Consider the following 20,872-nt stretch of genomic DNA (forward strand, 5'->3'; position numbering starts at 1 on the left):
CGCAGGCCGTAGCGGTCGATGAAGGCCTTGACGCCGCCCGGGTGCGCGGCCTCCCAGGCTTCCAGGACGGGCTGTCGAGCTGCATGTCGCGCACCGGCCTGGCCTGCTCGGCGGCCTTGTAGGTATCGAGCGCGTCCTGGTACTTGCCCTGGCCTTCGAGCGCGCGGGCCTTGTCGACCAGGTCGTGACAGGCGCCGCTGCATTCGACCGCGGCGTGGGCAAGCGGCGCGCCCAGTGCGAGCAGCGCGAGCAGCGCGGCGCAGGGCAGGGTGGCGGTAAGGCGGATCGGTGGCATGGCGGGAACGGAAAGTGGGCTTGCGCCATCTTACCGTCCCGTACCCTTCCACTTATCCTCGGATTGTCACACCGCGATCAGCGCTGCGCCGCCGTGAAGATCTTCTTCGGGCACATCGCATGCACGCCGACGTTGCCGTCGACCAGCTGGGTGATCTCCATGTCGACCGCAGTAGAGGCCAGCATGTAGGCGTCGTCGCGGCTCAGGTGCTTTTCCTCGACCAGGAAGGCGATCATGTCGCGCAGCGCCATCGTGGTCGCTTCCTTCAGGTCTTTCGAAAAACCCATCGAGATGTAGTGAGTCGGCGTTTCGGCGCGCGGCCAGGTCAGGTGGCGGTTCTTGTGCACCACGAAGCGGAAGGTGCCGGACAAATAGGTTTCCAGCGCGGTGATGTCGACTTCGCCGTTGCCCTGCGCCGCATGGCCGTCGCCGGCCTCGAACAGCGCGCCCTTGGCCGCGACCGGGATGGTCAGCGTGGTGCCGGCCACCAGCTCCTTGTTGTCCATGTTGCCGGCGTGGACGAACGGCGGTGCGCTGTCGATCTTGCCGCCGGCCGGGGCCACGCCCATGCTGCCGAAGAAGGGTTTCAGGGGGATCTCGATGCCGGGCGCGAAGTGCGCCACCATCTTCTGGCGGTCGAGCGGCACGACCTTGTAGCGGCTGTACGGGTATTCCATCGGCAAAAAGCCGGAGCCGACGCCGAACACGTTGCAGGCGAACGGCACGTCGATGTCGACCTTCAGGATCTGCACCTCGAGCACGTCGCCGGGTTCGGCCTCGAGAATCGCGACCGGGCCGGTCAGGATGTGTCCGCCCGGACCCTTGTCGGTGACGTTCTTGTAGATGTCGTCGGTGTAGGCCGGGATGTCTTCGGGCTTGACGCCGTTGGCCTGCATGCGCTCGCGCGAGCCGCAGGTCGACAGGGTCTGCATGCGCACGGTGTCGCCCGAGTGCACGCTCAGGACCGGCTTGGCCTGGCCGGAGTAATAGCCCCAGGCCACGGTCTGGGGCGTGGCGGGCAGGTTGAACTCGGCGGCAGCCGCGAGCGACGTGACAACAAAGGAAGCAAACAAGGAGGCGAGGGCGGTGCGGCGCATGCAGGATGTCCTATGAAGTGTAATTGCCGGAACGTATCAGTCTACGTAGACCGTGCCGGGCGTGCAATGAAAAACGCCCGGCACGGAGCCGGGCGTCGATGACGGCGAACCGTCAGCTTGTCGTTGCTGCTCTAGACCTTAGAAGGTGTAGGTGCCGCGAACGTAGTAGGTACGGCCGATCGGATCGGTGTAGCGCGCATCGTAGCCGGCCTGGAAGGTCTGGCTCTGGTACGACAGCGGCGGATCGCGGTCGAACAGGTTACGCACGCCGAAGGTCAGGCCGAGGCCCTTCTTCTGGTTCCACGACACGTAGCTGTCGAACGTGGTGTACGAAGCGACGCGGAAGCCCAGCGGCTGGAAGTCGCTGGCCAGGGTGCTGGCGCTGCCTGCGCCCTGGTCCAGGTAACCGGTCTTGTAACGCGCGGTCAGGCCTGCCGACAGCTGATCCTTGTTCCAGACCAGGTTGGTCGTGTTCTGCCAACGGAAGATCGGACCCGAGCCCGAGAACACATTGACGTTCTGCAGCCAGTCGCCACCCGGTTCGTTCTGGTACTCGTACTTGTGGATGTACGTTGCGTTCGAGGCCAGGGTGAAGTTACCGAAGCGGCCAGTGCGGTAGCGGTAGTTCAGCGACAGGTCGACACCGTTGGTGATCGTGCCACCCAGGTTCTGGGTACGGTCATCGATGTAGCCGCAAGTTGCCGGGTTCGGGCACTGCGAGCCGTCAACTGCCAGTTCGCCGGCCGGGTTGCGATGGTATACCGACGAGAAGCGGCCGTATTGGGTCGCATCGAAGATGTCTTCCTGGCTCAGGCTGCTGATGGTGTTACGCAGGAAGATCGCCCACAAGTCGACACCGACGCTCAGGTCCTTGACCGGCTCGATCATGACGCCGAGGGTGACGTTCTTCGACTTCTCTGGCTGCAGAGCGGTGTTACCGCCGCCCAGAACCTGGAACTGCTGTTTGCAGACCGACGAATAAGCGTGGCCGTTCAGCGGGGTCTTGCCGTCCGGGCAGTTGACCGGGTCGCTGTAGGTGCCGCCGGTGTTGGTGTAGGTCTGCGATGCGTTGATCTCATACAGCGACGGCGCACGGAAACCGGTCGAGTACGAACCGCGGAACAGCACGGCGTCGACCGGCTGGAAGCGGAACGAGACCTTTGGGTTGGTCGTGTTGCCGAAATCGCTGAATTTGTCGTAGCGGCCCGACAGGGTCACGTCCAGCGACTTGATGATCGGCACGTTGATCTCACCGTAGACAGCGTAGGTGTGGCGGGTACCTGAATTGAACGAGGTCGGGTCGATACCGGTCGAAGCCTGCACCTTCGTGGCGAAATCGGTGTTGGCAGCGCTGGTGAACTTGTCGTAACCCGCTTGGGCGCCCAATGCCAGGCCGACACCGCGGCCGGCGTTCAGCCAGTCACCCAGTTCGCGGCTTGCATGGAAGTCCAGGCCGGTCGATTGGCCGCGGGCGTGTTGTACTTCGCCCGACAGGCCGGCCGAATTTAGCAGCGCGGTACCGGCGGCGGTCTGGTCGCCGAACGGGTTGATGACGCCGTTGAGCACGCCTTGGCTGATGATATCGCCATTGCTGTAGCCGATCAGGACTTCCTTGACGCGGTTTTCGTTCCAGGTCGCGGCAGTGTTGTAGTCCCAGCCAGCGATGTTGCCTTCCAGGGACAACACCAGACGCTGCTGGTTGTTGGTGTTCTTGTCCTGGCGCGCGCCGTTCGGCAGGTCGCGCCAGCGCACCTGGATCCAGCCCGGCTGCGTGCCCGGCGGATTGTAGGTCGGCGACTGATAGTTCGGGTCCAGGCCGGCACCGGTCGGATAGAACGGGCTGGTCTTGTTCATGTACAGGCTGCCGTACGGGACCGGGGCGATCTGGGTCGCCACTACGCTCTGGCTGGTCAGGTACTCGAGGCCCAGTTCATGACCGCCCGGCAGTTTCAGGGTGCCGCGGAACAGGCCGGAATCGCGGATGTTGCGCGGAACGTAGTCGACGAAGGACGAGGTGGTCATCGTGCAACCGCCGGCGCCGTTCGAGATCAAGTCGACACCGCTGGCGCAGCTCGGCGCAGCCGGGTTGCCGGCGACGCCCTTCGGGTTCAGCGTGCCCGCTCCCTGGCTGAAGTTTGCCGGGTAGGTCGAGGCCGACAGACCGCCCGAGTAACGGGTGTTGTACGGACGCTCGTTACCGGCGATGTGGTTCTGTTCCTGGTGGTCGATCACCGCCGAAACGTTCCAGCCCTGGGTATCCAGGTCGCCCCAGCCGTAGGCCACGTTGCCGTTATAGCTGCGGCCGCCGGCGTGCTGCGGCGAGTCGGTGCCGAGGGTGATGACCCCGCCCTGGAAGTCTTTCTTGGTGATGAAGTTGATCACGCCGCCAACGGCGTCCGAGCCATACAGCGCGGATGCGCCGTCGCGCAGCACTTCGACGCGCTCGAGCGCGGCGAACGGAATCATGTTGAGGTCAGGCGCGGAGCTGTCGTAGGCGTTGTTCGCCAGGCGACGGCCGTTCAGCAGCACCAGGGTCTTGTTGGCGCCGATACCACGCAGGTTGGCGAACGAAGCGCCACCGGTGGATGCGCCAACCGACTGGCTGGTGCCGGTCTGGGCTTGCGACACGCTCAGGTTCGCCATCACCTGTTCGATGGTGGTGATACCTTCACGCTTCAGGTCTTCAGCGCGGATGACGGTGACCGGCACTGCGGTCTCGCCATCGATGCGCTTGATCGCGGAACCGGTGATCTCGACACGCGCGACCGGTGCTTGCTGCACCTCTTGGGTCTGCGCCATGGCGTGGGCGGATAAGCCCAGACCGGCGGCGATCGCCGTACCCGAGAACACGAGGCGCAGGGACCTCGCGATGATTTTTTCTGTAAGCATCTTCTTCCTAACTTTAGGTTGAACTAGCGGAAATAGGATTGTTGTAATATTTCCAGCCTAATAAGATACACTTACAGACCCTGCAGGAACAAAAACATTTACGCGCACTGACGTACAAATGCGACAGTATTTACATTGGGCATTGTAGTTAAAAGGAAATCCCTTTCCTTGCCGGCGTGCCAGACGAGCATACGCATCTTTTCAAAAGGAATGCCGCGCGAGATTTGACGTAAAAATTACGACAGAAAAATGCGCGGAAATGCACATCTGCGGTGCATTTCCTGCACCTGAATGGCTCAGTTGCGCGAATCTGGTGCGGCCGTGCCGCCACCGAGCGGCAGCTCCGGCAGGAACAGCAGGGCCACCAAACCGGCCAGCACGATCAGCGCACCGGCGCCGAAGATATTGGCGATCGCATGCCGGTAGATCTCGCGCGCCGCCGCCTGCACTGCCGGCGCAGCCGCCGCGCCATGTCCGCCGGCGACGGCCACCGCAGCGATGCCGTGCTGGTGCAGCTGGTGCGCCAGGATCGCCCCCGAGCCGGTCACGCCGAGCAGGCCGCCGAGCGAGCGGAAGAAAGTCAGCATCGCGGTGCCGACGCCGCGCCGCGGCAGCGGCAGGGCGTTCTGCACCGCGATCGTCATGTTCGGCATCACCAGGCCCAGGCCGGCGCCGAGGAAGAAGATGGCCGGCTCGATCACGAGGTAGCCGCCGGCGCTGGCCATGCCCCAGGCCAGCAGCGCAAACGCGGCCACCGCCACCGACAGGCCGGCCACCTGCACCGCCTTGACCTTGCCCGAGCGCGACAGCACGCGGCCGTTCAGCGTCGACGAGGCGATCATCCCGACCATCATCGCCACCGTCATCATGCCCGAGCGCGCCGGGCTGCTGCCCATCACCAACTGGAAGAACAGCGGGAAGAACACGCTCGCACCCATCAGGCCCATGAAGGTCAGCGCCATCACGATGCTGGCGACGTTGAACACGCGGTTCTGGAACAGGTCCGGCGGCAGCACCGGCTCGGGCGTGCGGCGCAGGTGCACCAGCAGCCAGCCGCCCAGCACCAGCGCCAGCAGGGCGCAGACCTGGATCTGCGGCGCGTCCCAAGGCCACTCGGTGCCGCCCAGCGCCAGGATCAGCAGCAGCGCGGTGATCGACACCGTCAGCAGCACCGAGCCGAGGTAGTCGATGCTGTGGGCGTGCGTGGCGGCGGGTTTGCGCAGCGAGTGCGCGATCGCGTACAGCGCCAGCGCGCCGACCGGCAGGTTGATGTAGAAGATCCAGTGCCAGGACAGCAGGTCGGTCATCAGGCCGCCGAGCACCGGGCCGAGCACGCTGGTGACGGCGAACACGATCGCGATCGAACCCTGGCGGCGCGCGCGCTCCTTGGGCGGCACCAGGTCGCCGATGATGATCTGCGCCAGCGGCATGAAGCCGCCCGAGCCCAGGCCCTGGATCGCGCGAAAGACGATCAGTTCGGTCATGTCGCGCGCCAGGCCGCACAGCACCGAGCCGACCAGGAAGGTGATCAAGGCGGTGAAGATCATCGGGCGGCGGCCGTACTGGTCGGCCAGCTTGCCGTACAGCGGCATGGTGGCGGTCGAGGCCAGCACGTAGGCGGTCACGACCCAGGACAGGTGAGCCAGGCCGCCCAGGTCGGCGACGATGCGCGGCAGCGCGGTGGCGACGATGCTCTGGTCGAGCGCGCCCAGGCCGAGTACGGCCATCAGGGCAAGATAGACGGCGCGGATCTCGGCGTCGGTGACCGGGGCGTTGGCGTCCCGGATAGGGGAGGTCGGTGTCATGGTTGGGCGGTCAGGCTCTGGCGATGAGGGTCAGGGGTTCGATGGCGGCCTCCAGCGCGTCGATCTGCGCGGGTGTGAGACGGGCGATGCGCTGGGCCAGCCAGTCCATGCGGCGCGCGTGCAGTTCGCGCAGGCGCTGGTTGCCGGCTGCGGTCAGCGCCAGACTGCTCCTGCGGCGGTCAATCGGGTCGGGTGCGCCGCGCGCCACCAGGCCGGCGTCGACCAGGGCCTTGACCTGGGCGCTCATGGTGGGCGTGCGCACCTGCTGCATGCGCGCGAGCTCGGCCACGCCGATGCCGGGATGCTCGGCGACGCTGACCAGCAGCATGGTCTGCATCAGCGGCAGGCCGGTCGCGCTCGGCTCGCTGTCGCGGCGCATCTCACGGATCAGGAGCTTGAAGGCGCTGCGCAGCTGTTCCGACACCTGCTGGCTGCGTTCGAGGTTTTGAGAAGGCATATCGAGTCAGTTAGGTAGGCTACCTAACTACTTTATGTCGATGCGGCTTTGGCGTCAACCCGCGCGCAGGCGTCACGCGCGCGCGGGGAAAGCGTTCAGGCGGTTGCCGCGCTGCCGGCCAGGGCCGCCATCACCAGCAGCACGGCCAGCCACTGGATGGGAAGCAGGCGTTCGCCCAGCACGGCCCAGCCGGCCAGGGCGCCTACCGCCGGCGCCGAGCTGACCAGCACGCCGAACACGCGCCGGGGCAGGCGCCGCAACGCGATCATTTCGAGCGTGTAGGGAAGCGTGCTGGATAGCAGCGCCACCAGCAGGCCGCCCAGCAGCACCTGGGGCGCCAGCAGCTTGACCCCCGCGTGGGCGACCCCGATCGGCACCGTCAGCAGGGCGGCCGCCAGCATGCCCCAGGCCACCGCCTGGCCGCCGGGGAGCAGGGAGACGCGCTTGCCGAACACGATGTACATGGCCCAGCAAAACGCGGCGCCGATCGCGTAGGCCACGCCCACCGGCGCCAGCGCCTGATGGGGAAACTGAGCCGGCCACCACGGCAGCAGCAGCGCCAGCCCCGCCGCCGCGCACCCGACCCAGGCGAAATCCGCCGCACGGCGCGAATGCAGCAGCACCAGCACCAGCGGCCCGGTGACTTCGATCGCCACCGCGACGCCGATCGGGATCAGGTTGAAGGCGCGGTAGATCAGCAGGTTCATGCAGCCGAGCATGCCGCCATAGATCGCCAGGTTGGCGCAATCGCGCGCCGCCAGGCGCTGGCGCCAGGGACGTACGGCCAGCAGCAACAGCAGGCTCGACATGCCGACGCGCAGCGCCGTCACGCCTTCCGCGCCCACCAGCGGGAACAGGTGCTTGGCCCAGGCCGCGCCCAGGTTCTGCACCACCATGCCGGCCATCACCAGCGCCGGCGCCAGGGCGGCGTGGCGGTCGAGGGCGGCTGGCCGGGCCGGCAGGGGAGCGGACATCGCTTACGACGTCATCGACAGCGCGACCGCCTCGGCCACGCGGATGCCGTCCACCGCCGCCGACATGATGCCCCCGGCGTAGCCCGCGCCTTCGCCTGCAGGGTACAGGCCGTGCGTGTTCAGGCTTTCCAGGCTGTCGTCGTGGCGCTTGATGCGGATCGGCGAGGAGGTGCGGGTCTCGACGCCGGTCAGCACCGCGTCTTCTTTATAGTAGCCCTTGATCTGCTTGTCGAAAGCGACGAAGGCTTCGCGCAGCGCCAGGATGGCATAGTCGGGCAGCGACGGCGCCAGGTCGGTCAGGTGCACGGCCGGCTTGAACGACGGGATCACCGAGCCGAATTCGGTCGAGGCGCGGCCCTTGACGAAGTCGCCCATCAGCTGGCCCGGCGCATCGTAGTTGCCGCCGCCGAGCACGAACGCGCGCGACTCCAGCTCGCGCTGGAAGGCGATGCCGGCCAGCGGATGGCCCGGATAATCGTCGGGCGTGATGCCGACCACGATCGCACTGTTGGCGTTGCGCTCGTTACGCGAATACTGGCTCATGCCGTTGGTGACCACGCGGCCTTCTTCCGACGACGCCGCCACCACGGTGCCGCCCGGGCACATGCAGAAGCTGTACACGCTGCGCCCGTTCGAGGCGTGGTGGACGATCTTGTAGTCGGCCGCGCCGAGGATCTTGTTGCCGGCATTCGGTCCGAAGCGGCAGGTGTCGATCAGCGATTGCGGGTGCTCGACGCGGAAACCGATCGAGAACGGCTTGGCTTCGACGTACACGCCGCGGTTGTACAGCATCTCGAAGGTGTCGCGCGCGCTGTGGCCCACCGCCATCACCAGGTGGCGCGTCGGGATCTCTTCGCCCGACGCCAGTTTGACGCCGATCACCTGGCGCGCGTTGCCTTCGCCTTCGACCAGCACGTCCTCCACCCGCGTTTCGAAACGGATCTCGCCGCCCAGCGACAGGATCTCGGCGCGCATCTGCTCGACCATCTTGACCAGCCGGAACGTGCCGATGTGCGGCTTGCTGACGTACAGGATCTCTTCCGGCGCGCCGGACTTGACGAACTCGGTCAGGACCTTGCGGCCGTAGTGCTTCGGGTCCTTGATCTGGCTATATAGCTTGCCGTCCGAGAAGGTGCCGGCGCCGCCTTCGCCGAACTGCACGTTCGATTCGGTGTTCAGCTTGCGCTTGCGCCAGAAGCCGAAGGTGTCGACGGTCCGCTCGCGCACCACCTTGCCGCGCTCCAGGATCAGCGGCTTGAAGCCCATCTGCGCCAGGATCAGGCCGACGAACAAGCCGCACGGCCCCATGCCGACCACCACCGGGCGCGGCATGCCGGGCGCCGGCTGCGCGCTGGTGACGAACTTGTAGCCGGTGTCGGGCGCCGCGCCGATCTGCGGGTCGGCGGCCAGGCGTTTGATGACCGCGGCTTCGTCGCGCACCTGCACGTCGAGCGCATAGATCAGCACGATCGCGCTTTTCTTGCGCGCGTCGTAGCTGCGCTTGACGACGCTGAAGTCGACCAGGTCGGCAGCAGTGATGCCGAGGCGCTCGAGGATGGCCTCGCGCAGCGCGGGCTCGGGGTGGTTCAGGGGGAGTTTGAGTTCTTTGATTCGGAGCATGGTGGGATCTCGCGGCAGCGGCGGATCGGGACAAACGTCAAGTATAAGGCATCGGCTTGCCGGGGGCGAGAAGGGGTGGTGGAGCACGGCTATATATCAGTCGTTGCAGGAATGCGACAACACAGCCGTTTCGCGCAGCTTGATGCATTTGGTGCGGTGCTCCACCAGCGTACCCGACGCACCAAATTAGCAAGAGGAATATTTTTGCTAAAGCATAAGGTTATTACAAATAAATACAAAGATGAGTGTACATACATCGATATTCCGCGAAGTTTTTGAATTATCCGCCATTCGGTATGCGTCGAGGGGCAGCGCATCGTCGTCAAGCTTCATGAAAATGCACTTTGCTGGTGCAGCAAAAGCGAAAGAATGTGGTGTCCCGCGACAATTTTCTAGTATTGACGCTTTCTTCGCGGCTATGGTTTTATGAATAGATCAGTAACGTTTGACGTAGATCGGATGTTAGTTGAGAGCTTTGTTCTGAACGGACAGGCATACAAAGCCATAGCGGCAGATGGATGTGGCCAAAGCGCCATCGGAACCTGTGAGCGGCAGTCTGGCTAGCGCCCGGCTGTCGTTGCACCGACGACGCATTGGCCATATCGAATGAAGATCCCACAAGGAGAAGTGTTCATGACGTTGAAATTGAAGTCGATGCCGTTTGCAATCGCATGCGCGATCGCCAGCGGCGCCCTGGCGGCGAGTGTGCCGGCGATGGCCCAGACCACCGAGGCCGCCGGCGCCACCCCGAGCGTGCAGCGGGTGACGGTGACCGGTTCGCTGATCAGCCGCACCGACACCGAAACCCCGACCCCGGTCCAGGTGCTGACCGCACAGGAGATCCAGCGCAGCGGCAAGACTTCGGTCGCCGAACTGCTCAACGACATCGCCGCCAACGGCGCCGGTACCCTGGGGCAGGGCTTCTCGGGCGCATTCGCCAACGGCGCGGCCGGCGTCTCGCTGCGCGGCCTGACCGTCGGCTCGACCCTGGTGCTGATCGACGGGCACCGCATGTCGCCGTACGCGATCGGCGACGACTCGCAGCGTTCCTTCGTCGACGTCTCCAACATCCCGTTCGACGCCATCGACAGCATCGAGATCCTGAAGTCCGGCGCGTCGTCGCTGTACGGTTCGGATGCGGTGGCGGGCGTGGTCAACATCAAGCTGAAGAAGAACTTCACCGGCACCCGCGTCGCGGCCGAAGGCGGCAACACCCAGCACGGCGGCGGCAAGACCAAGCGCGCCTCGATCAGCACCGGCATCGGCGACATCGACACCGACGGCTACAACGCCTTCATCACCGCCGAATGGCGCCGCCAGGGCTCGATCAAGGTGGCCGACCGCACCCAGTTCCAGTGGGACCAGCTCGACTGGCGTTCGCGCGGCGGCAACGACCTGACTTTCGGCGTGCCGACGTCGCGCCTGGGCTACCTGACCGCGACCAGCTCGCCTTTCCTGTACAACCCGTCGGGCCCGGCCCTGCCGGGCACCAATCCGGTCACCGGCAGAGCCTACGGCGCCGTCGACAATCCGGCCAATTACCAGTTCCTCGATTCGAACTGCAACTTCACCAAATACCGGGCGGGCGGCTGCGCGGTGTACGACAACGTCGGCAACATCCAGCCGGAAGTCGAAAACACCAACCTGTTGATCGGCATGACCAAGAAGCTGACCAACGACTGGGAACTGGCGTTCAAGGGCTCGCTGTTCCGCCGCCAGAGCACCAGCAACCGCGGCCTGGGCCCGACCTACTCGACCACTACGTTTGCCGGTTACAACATCATCAACAACGGTCAGGTTCTGCCAGGCATCGGCGCAGTGCCGAGCACGCTGTTCACGCCTGCCGGCACGCCAGGCGCGCAAGTCGGCGCCGGCCTGACCAATCCTTTCCCGAACAACGCCCGACTGTACGGCTACATTCCCGGCGTGCCGGCCACGTCGCAGCAGCACAACACCGCCGACACCAGCCGCCTGGCGCTCGACCTGCACGGCAGCGCCTACGGCTGGGACGTCAGCGTCGCGGGCGGCCTGACCAAGTCGAAGGCCAACATCGACTACAGCGGCTACGTCAACCGCGCCGCGTTGTACAGCCTGATCCGCAGCGGCCAATGGAATGTAGTGGGCGGCAACGGCCCCGACCTGCTGAGCCAGGTCGCGCCCGGGTTCTCGAACGGACTCGAATCGAAGCTGAACTACTTCGACGCGGTCGGCTCGCGCACCCTGATGGACAACCTCGGCGCCGGCCCGCTGGCCCTGGCGGCCGGCGTGCACTGGCACAAGCGCGACTGGAACGCGCCGCCAGCGGCGCTGACCCAGAACGGCACGGTCGGCAGCACCACCGCCTTCGTGATGGGTTCGGAAACCAATACCGCCGCCTTCGGCGAACTGCAGGCGACCCCGATCAAGAACCTCGAGCTGCACGTCTCTGGCCGCTACGACCACTACGACACCTACGGCAACGAGTTCACGCCTGCCGCCAGCTTCAAGTGGGCCCCGGTGCAGCAGTTCGCCCTGCGCGGCACGTTCGCGCGCGGTTTCCGCGCGCCGAACCCGGCCGAGAGCGGCAACTCGGGCTCGTTCTTCAGCTCGAACGGCATCGACGATCCGGTCCTGTGCCCGGCCGGCAGCACCAAGCCGGCCGGCGTCCCGATCACCGGCGCCTGCGCACTCACGCCAACCTACGTGCAGCGTCCGAATCCCGACCTGCAGCCGGAAAAATCCAAGTCCTACACCCTGGGTGTCGTGCTCGAGCCGGTCAAGGGCCTGAACGCGACCGTCGACTACTACAAGATCGACGTCAGCAACCAGATCGTGACCGCAGCCGGCAACGACCCGAATTATGCGCCGACCTTCGTGCGCGGCCCGGCTACCCCGATCGACGTCTCGAACGGCAATGGCGGTTCGGTCGTCGCCACCCCGGCCGTGGGTCCGATCCTGTTCGCGGAATCGCGCTACATCAATGCCGGTACCACCAAAACCACCGGCATCGAAACCAACGTGAACTACCGCTGGCGCCTGCCGAGCGATCTGGGCACGCTGCGCGCCGACCTGAGCGAAGCCCATACCTTCGGCTACGAGCAGACCATCGCCGGCGTCACTTACCAGCTGGCCGGCACCCAAGGTCCGTCGGTGGTGTCGGGTGCGACCGGTTCGCCGAAGGACCGCGCACAGTTCAGCCTCGACTGGGCGCGCGGCCCCCTGGACGTGACCGTGAACGTGAACTACACCAGCAGCTTCTCGGCGCTCGACCCGTCGGCCGGCGCCAACAACTGCGCCACGGCCGCCGCCGCGATCACCGGCCGTGCCTACTTCACGGGCCCGACCCAGCCGAACGCTTACTGCCAGATCGCATCGTTCACCGCAACCAACCTGAACGTGCAGTACAAACTGAGCGAGAACCTGACGGTGCGCGGCGTGATCCTGAACCTGTTCGACCGCCAACCGCCGCTGGATCCGAACACCTACGGCAACTCGACCGTGCAGACCGCCTACAACGCGTCGCTGCACCAGGCGGGCGCCGTCGGCCGTTTCTTCAGTCTCGGCCTGGCTTACACGTTCTGATCTCCGGCAGTACCGGCAAAAAGCCCCGGGGCGCAGTTGGCCCCGGGGCTTTTTCTTTTCCTCGCCGATGATGGGGCGAGAAGAGGTCTGGTACCCGGATCAAGGCTGCGCAATTTTTAGCTGATAAACGTCATGCAAAGTGCATACGTTGTAGTAAACCAACGTTCTTGCCGTACAAAATTTCCTTTTTCTCCAATTGCCTTGCGCTGTCGCGGTGCAAGCGAACGCAAGCATGCCCTGTTACGGACTTTTTTATTGCAACGCAATAAACGTATTCCTTCTGTCGTTACCACAAACTCCGCTGTATTTGCGTATATCTGTTACGAATTCTTACGACTGTAAGTAATGGGGTGTGTAAATACTGGTTAATTGCTTGTCAAATAAAAGGCAAGCGCCAACCCCATTTTTTCGTTACAACCTGTTACAGGTGTAAAGGCGAGGCCGGATGTGGGCCCTCGGTGCATACCGGATAGCTATCCAGTCTCCCGATGGCTCGGCTTTCGCAGCCTGGGCATTTTTGCCGCTGTCTGATTCACGCCGCGTCGCAGTATCAGGAACATCCCCATTTTGGTGCATCAGCACATCGAATTTCACGACCGGAAGCGGATTGTCTTCTGTTTGACACTTTCTTGATTGCTATGGTTTTATGAACTGATCGATAACGTTCTATTCGCAATAAGCGTGAGTCGAAACTGTTTGTCCTAAGAGTCAATACAGGATGAGCATGGGTAAATACAGCAGTCAAGATAAGAGGTTCAAGCAGTACCAGGTCGCCGGGGACCATCGTCGTGTGGCTTCACACGAGCTACCGCGATCCGGCGGCGATTGCAATCCGCTTTTTTGAATGAAATCCTAGAAGGAGATGTGTCCATGATGTTCAAGATGAAGTCGATGCCATTTGCGGTCTCGTGCGCAATTGCTGGCGGCGCTCTGCTGGCCAGTGTGCCCGCGCTGGCCCAGTCCACGGCGCCGGAAGGCGCGACCTCCAGCCAGGCGGCGCCCCAGCGCGTGGTCGTGACCGGCTCGCTGATCAGCCGTACCGACACCGAAACCGCAGCGCCGGTCCAGGTGCTGACGGCGCAAGACCTGCAACGCAGCGGCAAGACCTCGGTCGCCGAGCTGCTGAGCGACCTGGCCGCCAACGGCGCCGGCACGCTGGGCACCGGTTTCTCGGGCGCATTCGCCAACGGCGCTTCCGGCGTGTCGCTGCGCGGCCTGTCGGTCGGCTCGACCCTGGTGCTGATCGACGGTCACCGCATGTCGCCGTACGCGATCGGCGACGACGGCGAGCGCTCCTTCGTCGACGTCTCCAACATCCCGTTCGACGCCATCGACAGCATCGAAGTCCTGAAGTCCGGCGCGTCGTCGCTGTACGGCTCGGACGCGGTGGCCGGCGTGGTCAACATCAAGCTCAAGAAAAGCTTCAACGGCACCCAGTTCAAGACCGAAGCCGGCAACAGCCAGCACGGCGGCGGCAAGACCCAGCGCGCGTCGATCAGCACCGGCATCGGCGACCTGGACAACGACGGCTACAACGCCTTCGTCACGGCCGAATGGCGCCACGAGGGTGCGATCAAGGAATCGGACCGCGACCAGTACGCCTGGGACAACCGCGACTGGCGTTCGCGCGGCGGCAACAACCTGACCCTGGGCGTGCCGACCTCGCTGAACAATTTCCTGACGCCGACCAGCTCGCCGTTCCTGTACAACCCGACCGGCCAGGGCGGCGCCAGCAATCCGGCCAACTTCCAGTTCCTGGATTCGAGCTGCAATTTCGTCAAGTACCGGGCCGGTCAGTGCGCCGTGCGCGATACCGACTCCTACCTGCAGCCGCAGAGCGATAACATCAACGTCCTGCTCGGCATGACCAAGAAGCTGAGCGGCGATTGGGAACTGGCCTTCAAGGGCTCGCTGTTCGGACGCACCAGCGACAACAACCGCGGCGTGCCGACGACTTACTCGACCAGCAGCTTTGCGGGTAATACCATCATCAACTACGCCGGCCAGGCGACGCCGGCCGTCGGCGCGATCCGCAGCACGACCTTCGCCCCTGGCGCCGCGGTCGGCGCCAACGTGACCAATCCGTTCGCGCCGAGCGGCTACGTCAGCCCAACCAATGTGGTCGATACCGGCCGCGCCCGCCTGTACGGCTACATCCCCGACATCGATCCGAACTCGTCGCAGCACAACCGCGCCCAGACGACCCGTTTCGCGCTCGACCTGCACGGCAGCGCCTGGGGCTGGGACACCAGCATCGCCGGCGGCATCACGCAGTCGCGCGTCGCCATCGACTACAGCGGCTACATCAACCGCCCCGCACTGTACAGCGCGATCAACAGCGGCCAGTGGAACGTCCTGGGCGGCAACGATCCGTCGCTGGTGGCGCAAGTGTCGCCGACCTTCTCGAACACCTCGGTCTCGAAGCTGAACTACTTCGACGCCAGCGGTTCGCGCACGTTGATGGACAACTTCATGGCAGGCCCGCTGGCCCTGGCGGCCGGCGTGCACTGGCACAAGCGCACCTGGGATTCGCCGTCGCCTGACCTGCTGCTGAACGGCACGGCCGGCGGCACCTCGGCCTTCGTGTTCGGTTCGGAGACCGACACCGCGATCTTCGGCGAGCTGCAGGCGACCCCGCTCAAGAACACCGAGGTGCACCTGTCCAGCCGTTACGACCACTACGACACCTACGGCAACTCGTTCACGCCGGCGGCCAGCTTCAAGTGGACCCCGGTGCAGCAGTTCGCCCTGCGCGGCAACTTCGCACGCGGCTTCCGTGCGCCGAACCCGGCGGAAACCGCCTCGGCGGGCTCGGTCTTCCTGTACAACGCGATCAACGACCCGATCCTGTGCCCGAGCGGCAAGACGACCACCGCCGGCAGCTTCGCTTCCGGTTGCGGTATCCAGCCGGCCTACGTGCAGCAGACCAACAAGAACCTGTCGCCGGAAAAATCGAAGTCGTATGACCTGGGCATCGTGCTCGAGCCGCTGCGCGGCCTGAACGCGACCCTGGACTACTACAAGATCCAGGTCAACAACCAGATCGTGACCTCGGCCGGTAACGACCCGAACTACACCCCGGTGTACGTGCGCGGCGCCCCGACCCCGATCGACATGTCGAACGGCGACGGCACCACCAGCCTGGTGACCCCGCCGGCCGGTCCGATCCTGTACGCGAACTCGCCGTACATCAACCTGGGCGAGACCAAGACCGCCGGTATCGAAGCGGACGTGAACTACCGCTGGCGCATGCCGAGCGACCTGGGCACGCTGCGCGCCGACCTGAGCGCCGCGCACACGTTCAGCTACGAGCAGAGCATCGGCGGTACGACTTACGAGCTGGCCGGCACGCAAGGCCCGTCGGTGGTGTCGGGCGCGACCGGCAATCCGAAGGACCGCGCCCAGTTCTCGCTGGACTGGGTCCGTGGCCCGCTGGACGTGACCTTGAACGTCAACTACACCAGCTCGTTCTCGACCAAGGACCCGTCGGTGGGCGGCACCGACTGCGCCTCGACCGCGCTCGACGTCGGCGGTCGTACCTACTTCCAGGGCCTGACCCAGCCGGCCAACTATTGCGAGGTGTCGTCGTTCACCGCGACCAACCTGAACGTGCAGTACAAGCTGAGCGACAACCTGACCCTGAAAGGTTCGATCCTGAACCTGTTCGACCGTCAGCCGCCGATCGACGTCGGCACCTATGGCAACTCGGGTGCGCAGACCTCGTACAACGCCTCGCTGCACCAGGCAGGCGCGGTCGGCCGCTTCTTCAGCGCTGGCCTGAACTACACGTTCTAAGCAGGAGCCGCAGCGGCAGCGATGCCGCTGTACGACAGCACGCCCCGGCACGCACGCGAGTGCGCCGCCGGGGCGTTTTTCATCTGCCCTCTATATATTAGATACCGCCCCAGGCCGCCGCCAGCATCGCCAGCGCCGCCAGCCCGGCGGTCTCGGTGCGCAGCACGCGCGGCCCCATCGACAGTGGCACCGCGCCGGCCTGGATCGCCGCTTCTTCCTCCTCCGCAGACCAGCCGCCTTCCGGCCCGACCAGCAGGCAGCTCGCGCGCGCGGGCGTGACGCGCGCCCACGCGGCCAGCGACGCGTCGGCGCGCGGGCTGAGCAGGATGCGCGTGACCTCAGACGCCGGTTGCGCGATCCAGCGATCGAAAGCCTGCAGCGGCGCCACCTCGGCCAGCCGGTTGCGCCCGCATTGCTCGGAGGCGCTGACCACCACCGCCTGCCAGTGCGCCAGGCGCTTGTCGGCGCGCTCGCCCGCCAGCTTGACCACCGAGCGGCGCGCCGCCAGCGGCACGATCGCCGCGACGCCCAGCTCGACCGCCTTTTCCACGATCCAGTCCATCTTGCTTCCCTCGGGCAGGCCCTGGGCCAGCGTGATCGGGTAGGGCAGTTCGGCCTCGATTGCCTCGATGGCGACGACCTCGGCCGTGGCGCGCCGCTTGCCGATCTCGGCCAGGCGTGCGTGCGCCTGGCCGCCGGCGCCGTTGAACAGCACCAGCTCGTCGCCCGGCTGCTGGCGCACGACGTGCAGATGGTGAGCGACGGTTTCCGGCAGGTCGACGATGGCGCCGGGATGCAGCGGCTGCGGGCAGTAAAAGCGTGGCATGGATGGCAATGCGGTGGTTGAGCAGGCCGCCATTTTAATTGTTGCCGGGCGCCCTCTGGTAAAATACTCGGTTAACGCAAGCCGCATCGCCACAGCTTCCCAATCCTCAGACTCACCACATCCATGAAACCTGTTCAAACCACCACCCTGATGGCCAACGCGATCCGCGCGCTGGCGATGGACGCCGTCCAGAAAGCCAACTCCGGCCACCCGGGCATGCCGATGGGCATGGCCGAGATCGCCGTGGCGCTGTGGGACGGCCACTATCGCCATAACCCGGCCAATCCGCTCTGGTTGAACCGCGACCGCTTCCTGCTCTCGAACGGCCACGGTTCGATGCTGCACTACGCGCTGCTGCACCTGTCGGGCTACGACCTGACGATGGACGACCTGCGCAACTTCCGCCAGATGCACAGCAAGACCCCGGGCCATCCGGAAGTGCACATCACGCCGGGCGTCGAGACCACCACCGGTCCGCTCGGCCAGGGCATCGCCAACTCGGTCGGCATGGCGCTGGCCGAGTGGCTGCTGGCGCGTGAATTCAACCGTCCGGGCTTCGACGTGGTCGACCACCACACCTACGCCTTCCTGGGCGACGGCTGCCTGATGGAAGGCATCTCGCACGAAGCGGCCTCGCTGGCCGGCACGCTGCGCCTGAACAAGCTGATCTGGCTGTACGACGACAACGGCATCTCGATCGACGGCAAGGTCGAAGGCTGGTTCACCGACGACACCCCGCAGCGTTTCGCGTCCTACGGCTGGAACGTGATCCCGGGCGTGGATGGCCACAGCGTCGAAGCGGTCGATGCCGCGATCACGCAAGCCAAGCAATCGGACCGTCCGACCCTGATCTGCTGCAAGACCATCATCGGCAAGGGCTCGCCCAACCTGCAGGGCGGCGACAAGGTGCACGGCGCCGCGCTGGGCGAGAAGGAAGTCGCGGCGGTGCGCGAGCACCTGGTGTGGGACGCGATCCCGTTCGACATCCCGGCCCCGATCTACCAAGCCTGGGACCAGAAGGCCAAGGGCGCCGCGCTGGAAGCCGAGTGGAACGAGAAGTTCGCCGGCTACCGCGCGCAGTTCCCGGAACTGGCGGCGGAATTCGAGCGCCGCATGAAGGGCGAGCTGCCGGGCCAGTTCGAAGCCACCCTGGCCGCCGCCATCGCCTCGACCATCGAGAAGAAGGAAACCATCGCCACCCGCAAGGCCAGCCAGAACGCGATCCAGGCGCTGGCGCCGACGCTGCCGGAATTCCTCGGCGGCTCGGCCGACCTGACCGGCTCGAACCTGACCAACTGGAAGGAATCGATCCCGGTCCGCTCGGGCGTGCCGGGCAACCACATCAACTACGGCGTGCGCGAGTTCGGCATGTCGGCGATCATGAACGGCATCGCCCTGCACGGCGGCTACATCCCGTTCGGCGCGACCTTCCTGACCTTCGCGGACTACAGCCGCAACGCGCTGCGCATGGCCGCGCTGATGAAGATCCGTTCGCTGTTCGTGTTCACCCACGACTCGATCGGCCTGGGCGAAGACGGCCCGACCCACCAGTCGGTCGAGCATGTCTCGTCGCTGCGCCTGATCCCGAACCTGGACAACTGGCGTCCGTGCGACACGACCGAGTCGACCGTCGCCTGGGGTGAAGCGGTCAAGCGCAAGGACGGCCCGTCGACGCTGATCTTCTCGCGCCAGAACCTGCCGTTCATGGAGCGCGACGCCAACACCGTCGCCGGCATCGCCCGCGGCGGCTACGTCCTGCGCGACGTCCAGAACCCGCAGGCCGTGCTGATCGCGACCGGCTCGGAAGTCGAACTGGCCATGAAGTCGGCTGATGCGCTGGCCGGGCAGGGCATCCGCGTGCGTGTGGTATCGATGCCGTCGACCGACGTGTTCGACCGCCAGGACGCAGCTTACAAGGCAGCCGTGCTGGGCAAGGGCCTGCCGCGCGTGGCGATCGAGGCCGGCGTGACCGACTTCTGGTACAAGTACGTCGGCCTGGAAGGCGCCGTGGTGGGCATCGACACCTTCGGCGAATCGGCGCCGGCGCCGGTGCTGTTCAAGCATTTCGGCTTCACCGTGGAAAATGTGGTTGCCAAGGTGAAATCGGTCATGGCCGCTTGAGTTTTGCTTGGTCCGCCGCACGCGACAGGAGACATCGCGTGCGGCGGATTTTCGCGTTATCCTCTCAGCGATAACGGACTTTTTCCAATCAGGAGTTATTAAATGACGATCAAAGTAGCAATCAACGGCTACGGCCGCATCGGCCGCAACGTGCTGCGCGCTTTCTACGAAGGCGGCAAGAAGCAGGACATCGAGATCGTGGCCATCAACGACCTGGGCAAGCCCGAGTCGAATGCCCACCTGACCCGATTCGACACCACGCACGGCCGCTTCCCGGGCACCGTGTCGGTCGAAGGCGACAACATGATCGTCAACGGCGACAAGATCCGCGTGTTCGCGCAGCGTAACCCGGCGGAACTGCCATGGGGCGAGCTGGGCGTGGACGTCGTGCTCGAGTGCACCGGCTTCTTCACCACCAAGGAAAAGGCATCGGCCCACCTGCAGGGCGGCGCCAAGAAGGTCATCATCTCGGCCCCGGGCGGCAAGGATGTCGACGCCACCATCGTCTACGGCGTCAACCAGGACGTGCTGAAAGCGTCGGACACCGTGATCTCGAACGCCTCCTGCACCACCAACTGCCTGGCCCCGCTGGTCAAGCCGCTGAACGACGCCATCGGCCTGGAAAACGGCCTGATGACCACTGTGCACTCGTACACCAACGACCAGGTGCTGACCGACGTCATGCACGAAGACCTGCGCCGTGCGCGTTCGGCGACCCACTCGATGATCCCGACCAAGACCGGCGCCGCCGCAGCGGTCGGCCTGGTGCTGCCGGAACTGAACGGCAAGCTGGACGGCTTCGCGATCCGCGTGCCGACCATCAACGTCTCGATCGTCGACCTGTCCTTCATCGCCAAGCGCGACACCACCGTGGAAGAAGTCAATGCGCTGATGAAGGCCGCCGCCGAAGGTCCGCTGGCCGGCATCCTGACCTACAACACCGACCAGCTGGTCTCGGTCGACTACAACCACAACCCGGCCTCGTCGAACTTCGACGCCACCCTGACCAAGGTGTCGGGCCGCCTGGTGAAGGTCTCGTCGTGGTACGACAACGAGTGGGGCTTTTCCAACCGCATGCTGGACACCACTGTGGCGCTGATGAACGCCAAGTAATCCGCTTCCTCGAGCGTAACGAGCCCGGCCTGTGAGCCGGGTTTTTTTTCGTCCAGCGTAATCGGTCGGCTTTTTTTGACTTTGCAGCGTTGGCGGTCGGAGACCGTTTATTTCATGAAAATACGCTTTGACCGAATTTGATATGCATACTAGAACTAAGCATATGTAAAAAAACGGTGATAGTTGTAACGATCTGTATCATTCGCGCGACACAAACAAATAAAGTACATATATCTTAACGAAAAATGTTTGCTCAAAGTCATGTTTTTGTCACACTGGATTGGTGCTGTATGCACATCTAATAAAAATCCCAACCCAC

The 20,872-nt window shown here is 64.8% G+C and carries 11 protein-coding genes; 4 read left to right on the forward strand and 7 right to left on the reverse strand.

What is annotated here, in order from left to right:
* Nucleotides 1-372: 372 nt before the first annotated feature.
* The 6 genes from FA90_RS24035 to FA90_RS24060 form a co-directional block, all read right to left on the reverse strand.
* A complete protein-coding gene (locus tag FA90_RS24035; RefSeq protein WP_036173364.1) occupies nucleotides 373-1,392 on the reverse strand; it encodes an acetamidase/formamidase family protein in 1,020 nt (339 codons plus the stop codon).
* Between the two features lie 138 nt (nucleotides 1,393-1,530).
* On the reverse strand, nucleotides 1,531-4,281 hold the full coding sequence (locus FA90_RS24040) for a TonB-dependent receptor (protein ID WP_081934017.1): 2,751 nt from the start codon (nucleotides 4,279-4,281) through the stop codon (nucleotides 1,531-1,533).
* 296 nt (nucleotides 4,282-4,577) lie between these two features.
* Nucleotides 4,578-6,086 carry an MDR family MFS transporter gene (locus FA90_RS24045; RefSeq protein ID WP_239700942.1) on the reverse strand — a complete coding sequence of 503 codons (1,509 nt, stop codon included), beginning with the start codon at nucleotides 6,084-6,086 and terminating at the stop codon, nucleotides 4,578-4,580.
* 10 nt (nucleotides 6,087-6,096) lie between these two features.
* Complete coding sequence (locus tag FA90_RS24050; RefSeq protein ID WP_036173368.1) at nucleotides 6,097-6,543, reverse strand: MarR family winged helix-turn-helix transcriptional regulator; 447 nt, start codon at nucleotides 6,541-6,543, stop codon at nucleotides 6,097-6,099.
* A gap of 95 nt (nucleotides 6,544-6,638) precedes the next feature.
* The gene (locus FA90_RS24055; RefSeq protein ID WP_051972053.1) at nucleotides 6,639-7,517 is read right to left on the reverse strand and encodes a DMT family transporter; all 879 of its coding nucleotides are present in this window, start codon (nucleotides 7,515-7,517) and stop codon (nucleotides 6,639-6,641) included.
* 3 nt (nucleotides 7,518-7,520) lie between these two features.
* On the reverse strand, nucleotides 7,521-9,137 hold the full coding sequence (locus FA90_RS24060) for an NAD(P)/FAD-dependent oxidoreductase (protein WP_036173371.1): 1,617 nt from the start codon (nucleotides 9,135-9,137) through the stop codon (nucleotides 7,521-7,523).
* A 633-nt stretch (nucleotides 9,138-9,770) separates the two neighbouring features.
* Between FA90_RS24060 and FA90_RS24065 the strand changes: the two genes are divergently transcribed.
* Together FA90_RS24065 and FA90_RS24070 are read left to right on the forward strand one after the other, a co-directional pair.
* Complete coding sequence (locus tag FA90_RS24065; RefSeq protein WP_036173374.1) at nucleotides 9,771-12,698, forward strand: TonB-dependent receptor; 2,928 nt, start codon at nucleotides 9,771-9,773, stop codon at nucleotides 12,696-12,698.
* Nucleotides 12,699-13,568: 870 nt separating this feature from the next.
* Entirely contained in the window at nucleotides 13,569-16,493 is a 2,925-nt protein-coding gene (locus FA90_RS24070) for a TonB-dependent receptor domain-containing protein (protein WP_239700945.1), read from the forward strand.
* Nucleotides 16,494-16,590: 97 nt separating this feature from the next.
* Here the strand turns inward: FA90_RS24070 and FA90_RS24075 are convergent, their stop codons facing one another.
* Nucleotides 16,591-17,319, reverse strand: coding sequence for a 16S rRNA (uracil(1498)-N(3))-methyltransferase (locus FA90_RS24075; RefSeq protein WP_036173377.1), 729 nt, complete (start codon nucleotides 17,317-17,319; stop codon nucleotides 16,591-16,593).
* Between the two features lie 123 nt (nucleotides 17,320-17,442).
* Here FA90_RS24075 and tkt point away from each other — a divergent pair, with 123 nt between their 5' ends.
* Both tkt and gap read left to right on the forward strand, forming a co-directional pair.
* Nucleotides 17,443-19,440, forward strand: coding sequence for a transketolase (gene tkt / locus FA90_RS24080; protein ID WP_036173380.1), 1,998 nt, complete (start codon nucleotides 17,443-17,445; stop codon nucleotides 19,438-19,440).
* A gap of 102 nt (nucleotides 19,441-19,542) precedes the next feature.
* Entirely contained in the window at nucleotides 19,543-20,553 is a 1,011-nt protein-coding gene (gene gap, locus FA90_RS24085; RefSeq protein WP_036173392.1) for a type I glyceraldehyde-3-phosphate dehydrogenase, read from the forward strand.
* Nucleotides 20,554-20,872: the final 319 nt, after the last annotated feature.

The sequence above is a fragment of the Massilia sp. 9096 genome (genome assembly GCF_000745265.1).
Lineage (GTDB): Bacteria > Pseudomonadota > Gammaproteobacteria > Burkholderiales > Burkholderiaceae_D > Telluria.

What these genes read in the sequence shown, in the direction of transcription:
- FA90_RS24040 (WP_081934017.1), bottom strand. Translation starts at nt 4,281, where the DNA reads ATGCTTACAGAAAAAATCATCGCGAGGTCCCTGCGCCTCGTGTTCTCG.
- FA90_RS24035 (WP_036173364.1), bottom strand. Translation starts at nt 1,392, where the DNA reads ATGCGCCGCACCGCCCTCGCCTCCTTGTTTGCTTCCTTTGTTGTCACG.
- FA90_RS24070 (WP_239700945.1), top strand. Translation starts at nt 13,569, where the DNA reads ATGATGTTCAAGATGAAGTCGATGCCATTTGCGGTCTCGTGCGCAATT.
- FA90_RS24060 (WP_036173371.1), bottom strand. Translation starts at nt 9,137, where the DNA reads ATGCTCCGAATCAAAGAACTCAAACTCCCCCTGAACCACCCCGAGCCC.
- gap (WP_036173392.1), top strand. Translation starts at nt 19,543, where the DNA reads ATGACGATCAAAGTAGCAATCAACGGCTACGGCCGCATCGGCCGCAAC.
- tkt (WP_036173380.1), top strand. Translation starts at nt 17,443, where the DNA reads ATGAAACCTGTTCAAACCACCACCCTGATGGCCAACGCGATCCGCGCG.
- FA90_RS24075 (WP_036173377.1), bottom strand. Translation starts at nt 17,319, where the DNA reads ATGCCACGCTTTTACTGCCCGCAGCCGCTGCATCCCGGCGCCATCGTC.
- FA90_RS24065 (WP_036173374.1), top strand. Translation starts at nt 9,771, where the DNA reads ATGACGTTGAAATTGAAGTCGATGCCGTTTGCAATCGCATGCGCGATC.
- FA90_RS24050 (WP_036173368.1), bottom strand. Translation starts at nt 6,543, where the DNA reads ATGCCTTCTCAAAACCTCGAACGCAGCCAGCAGGTGTCGGAACAGCTG.
- FA90_RS24055 (WP_051972053.1), bottom strand. Translation starts at nt 7,517, where the DNA reads ATGTCCGCTCCCCTGCCGGCCCGGCCAGCCGCCCTCGACCGCCACGCC.
- FA90_RS24045 (WP_239700942.1), bottom strand. Translation starts at nt 6,086, where the DNA reads ATGACACCGACCTCCCCTATCCGGGACGCCAACGCCCCGGTCACCGAC.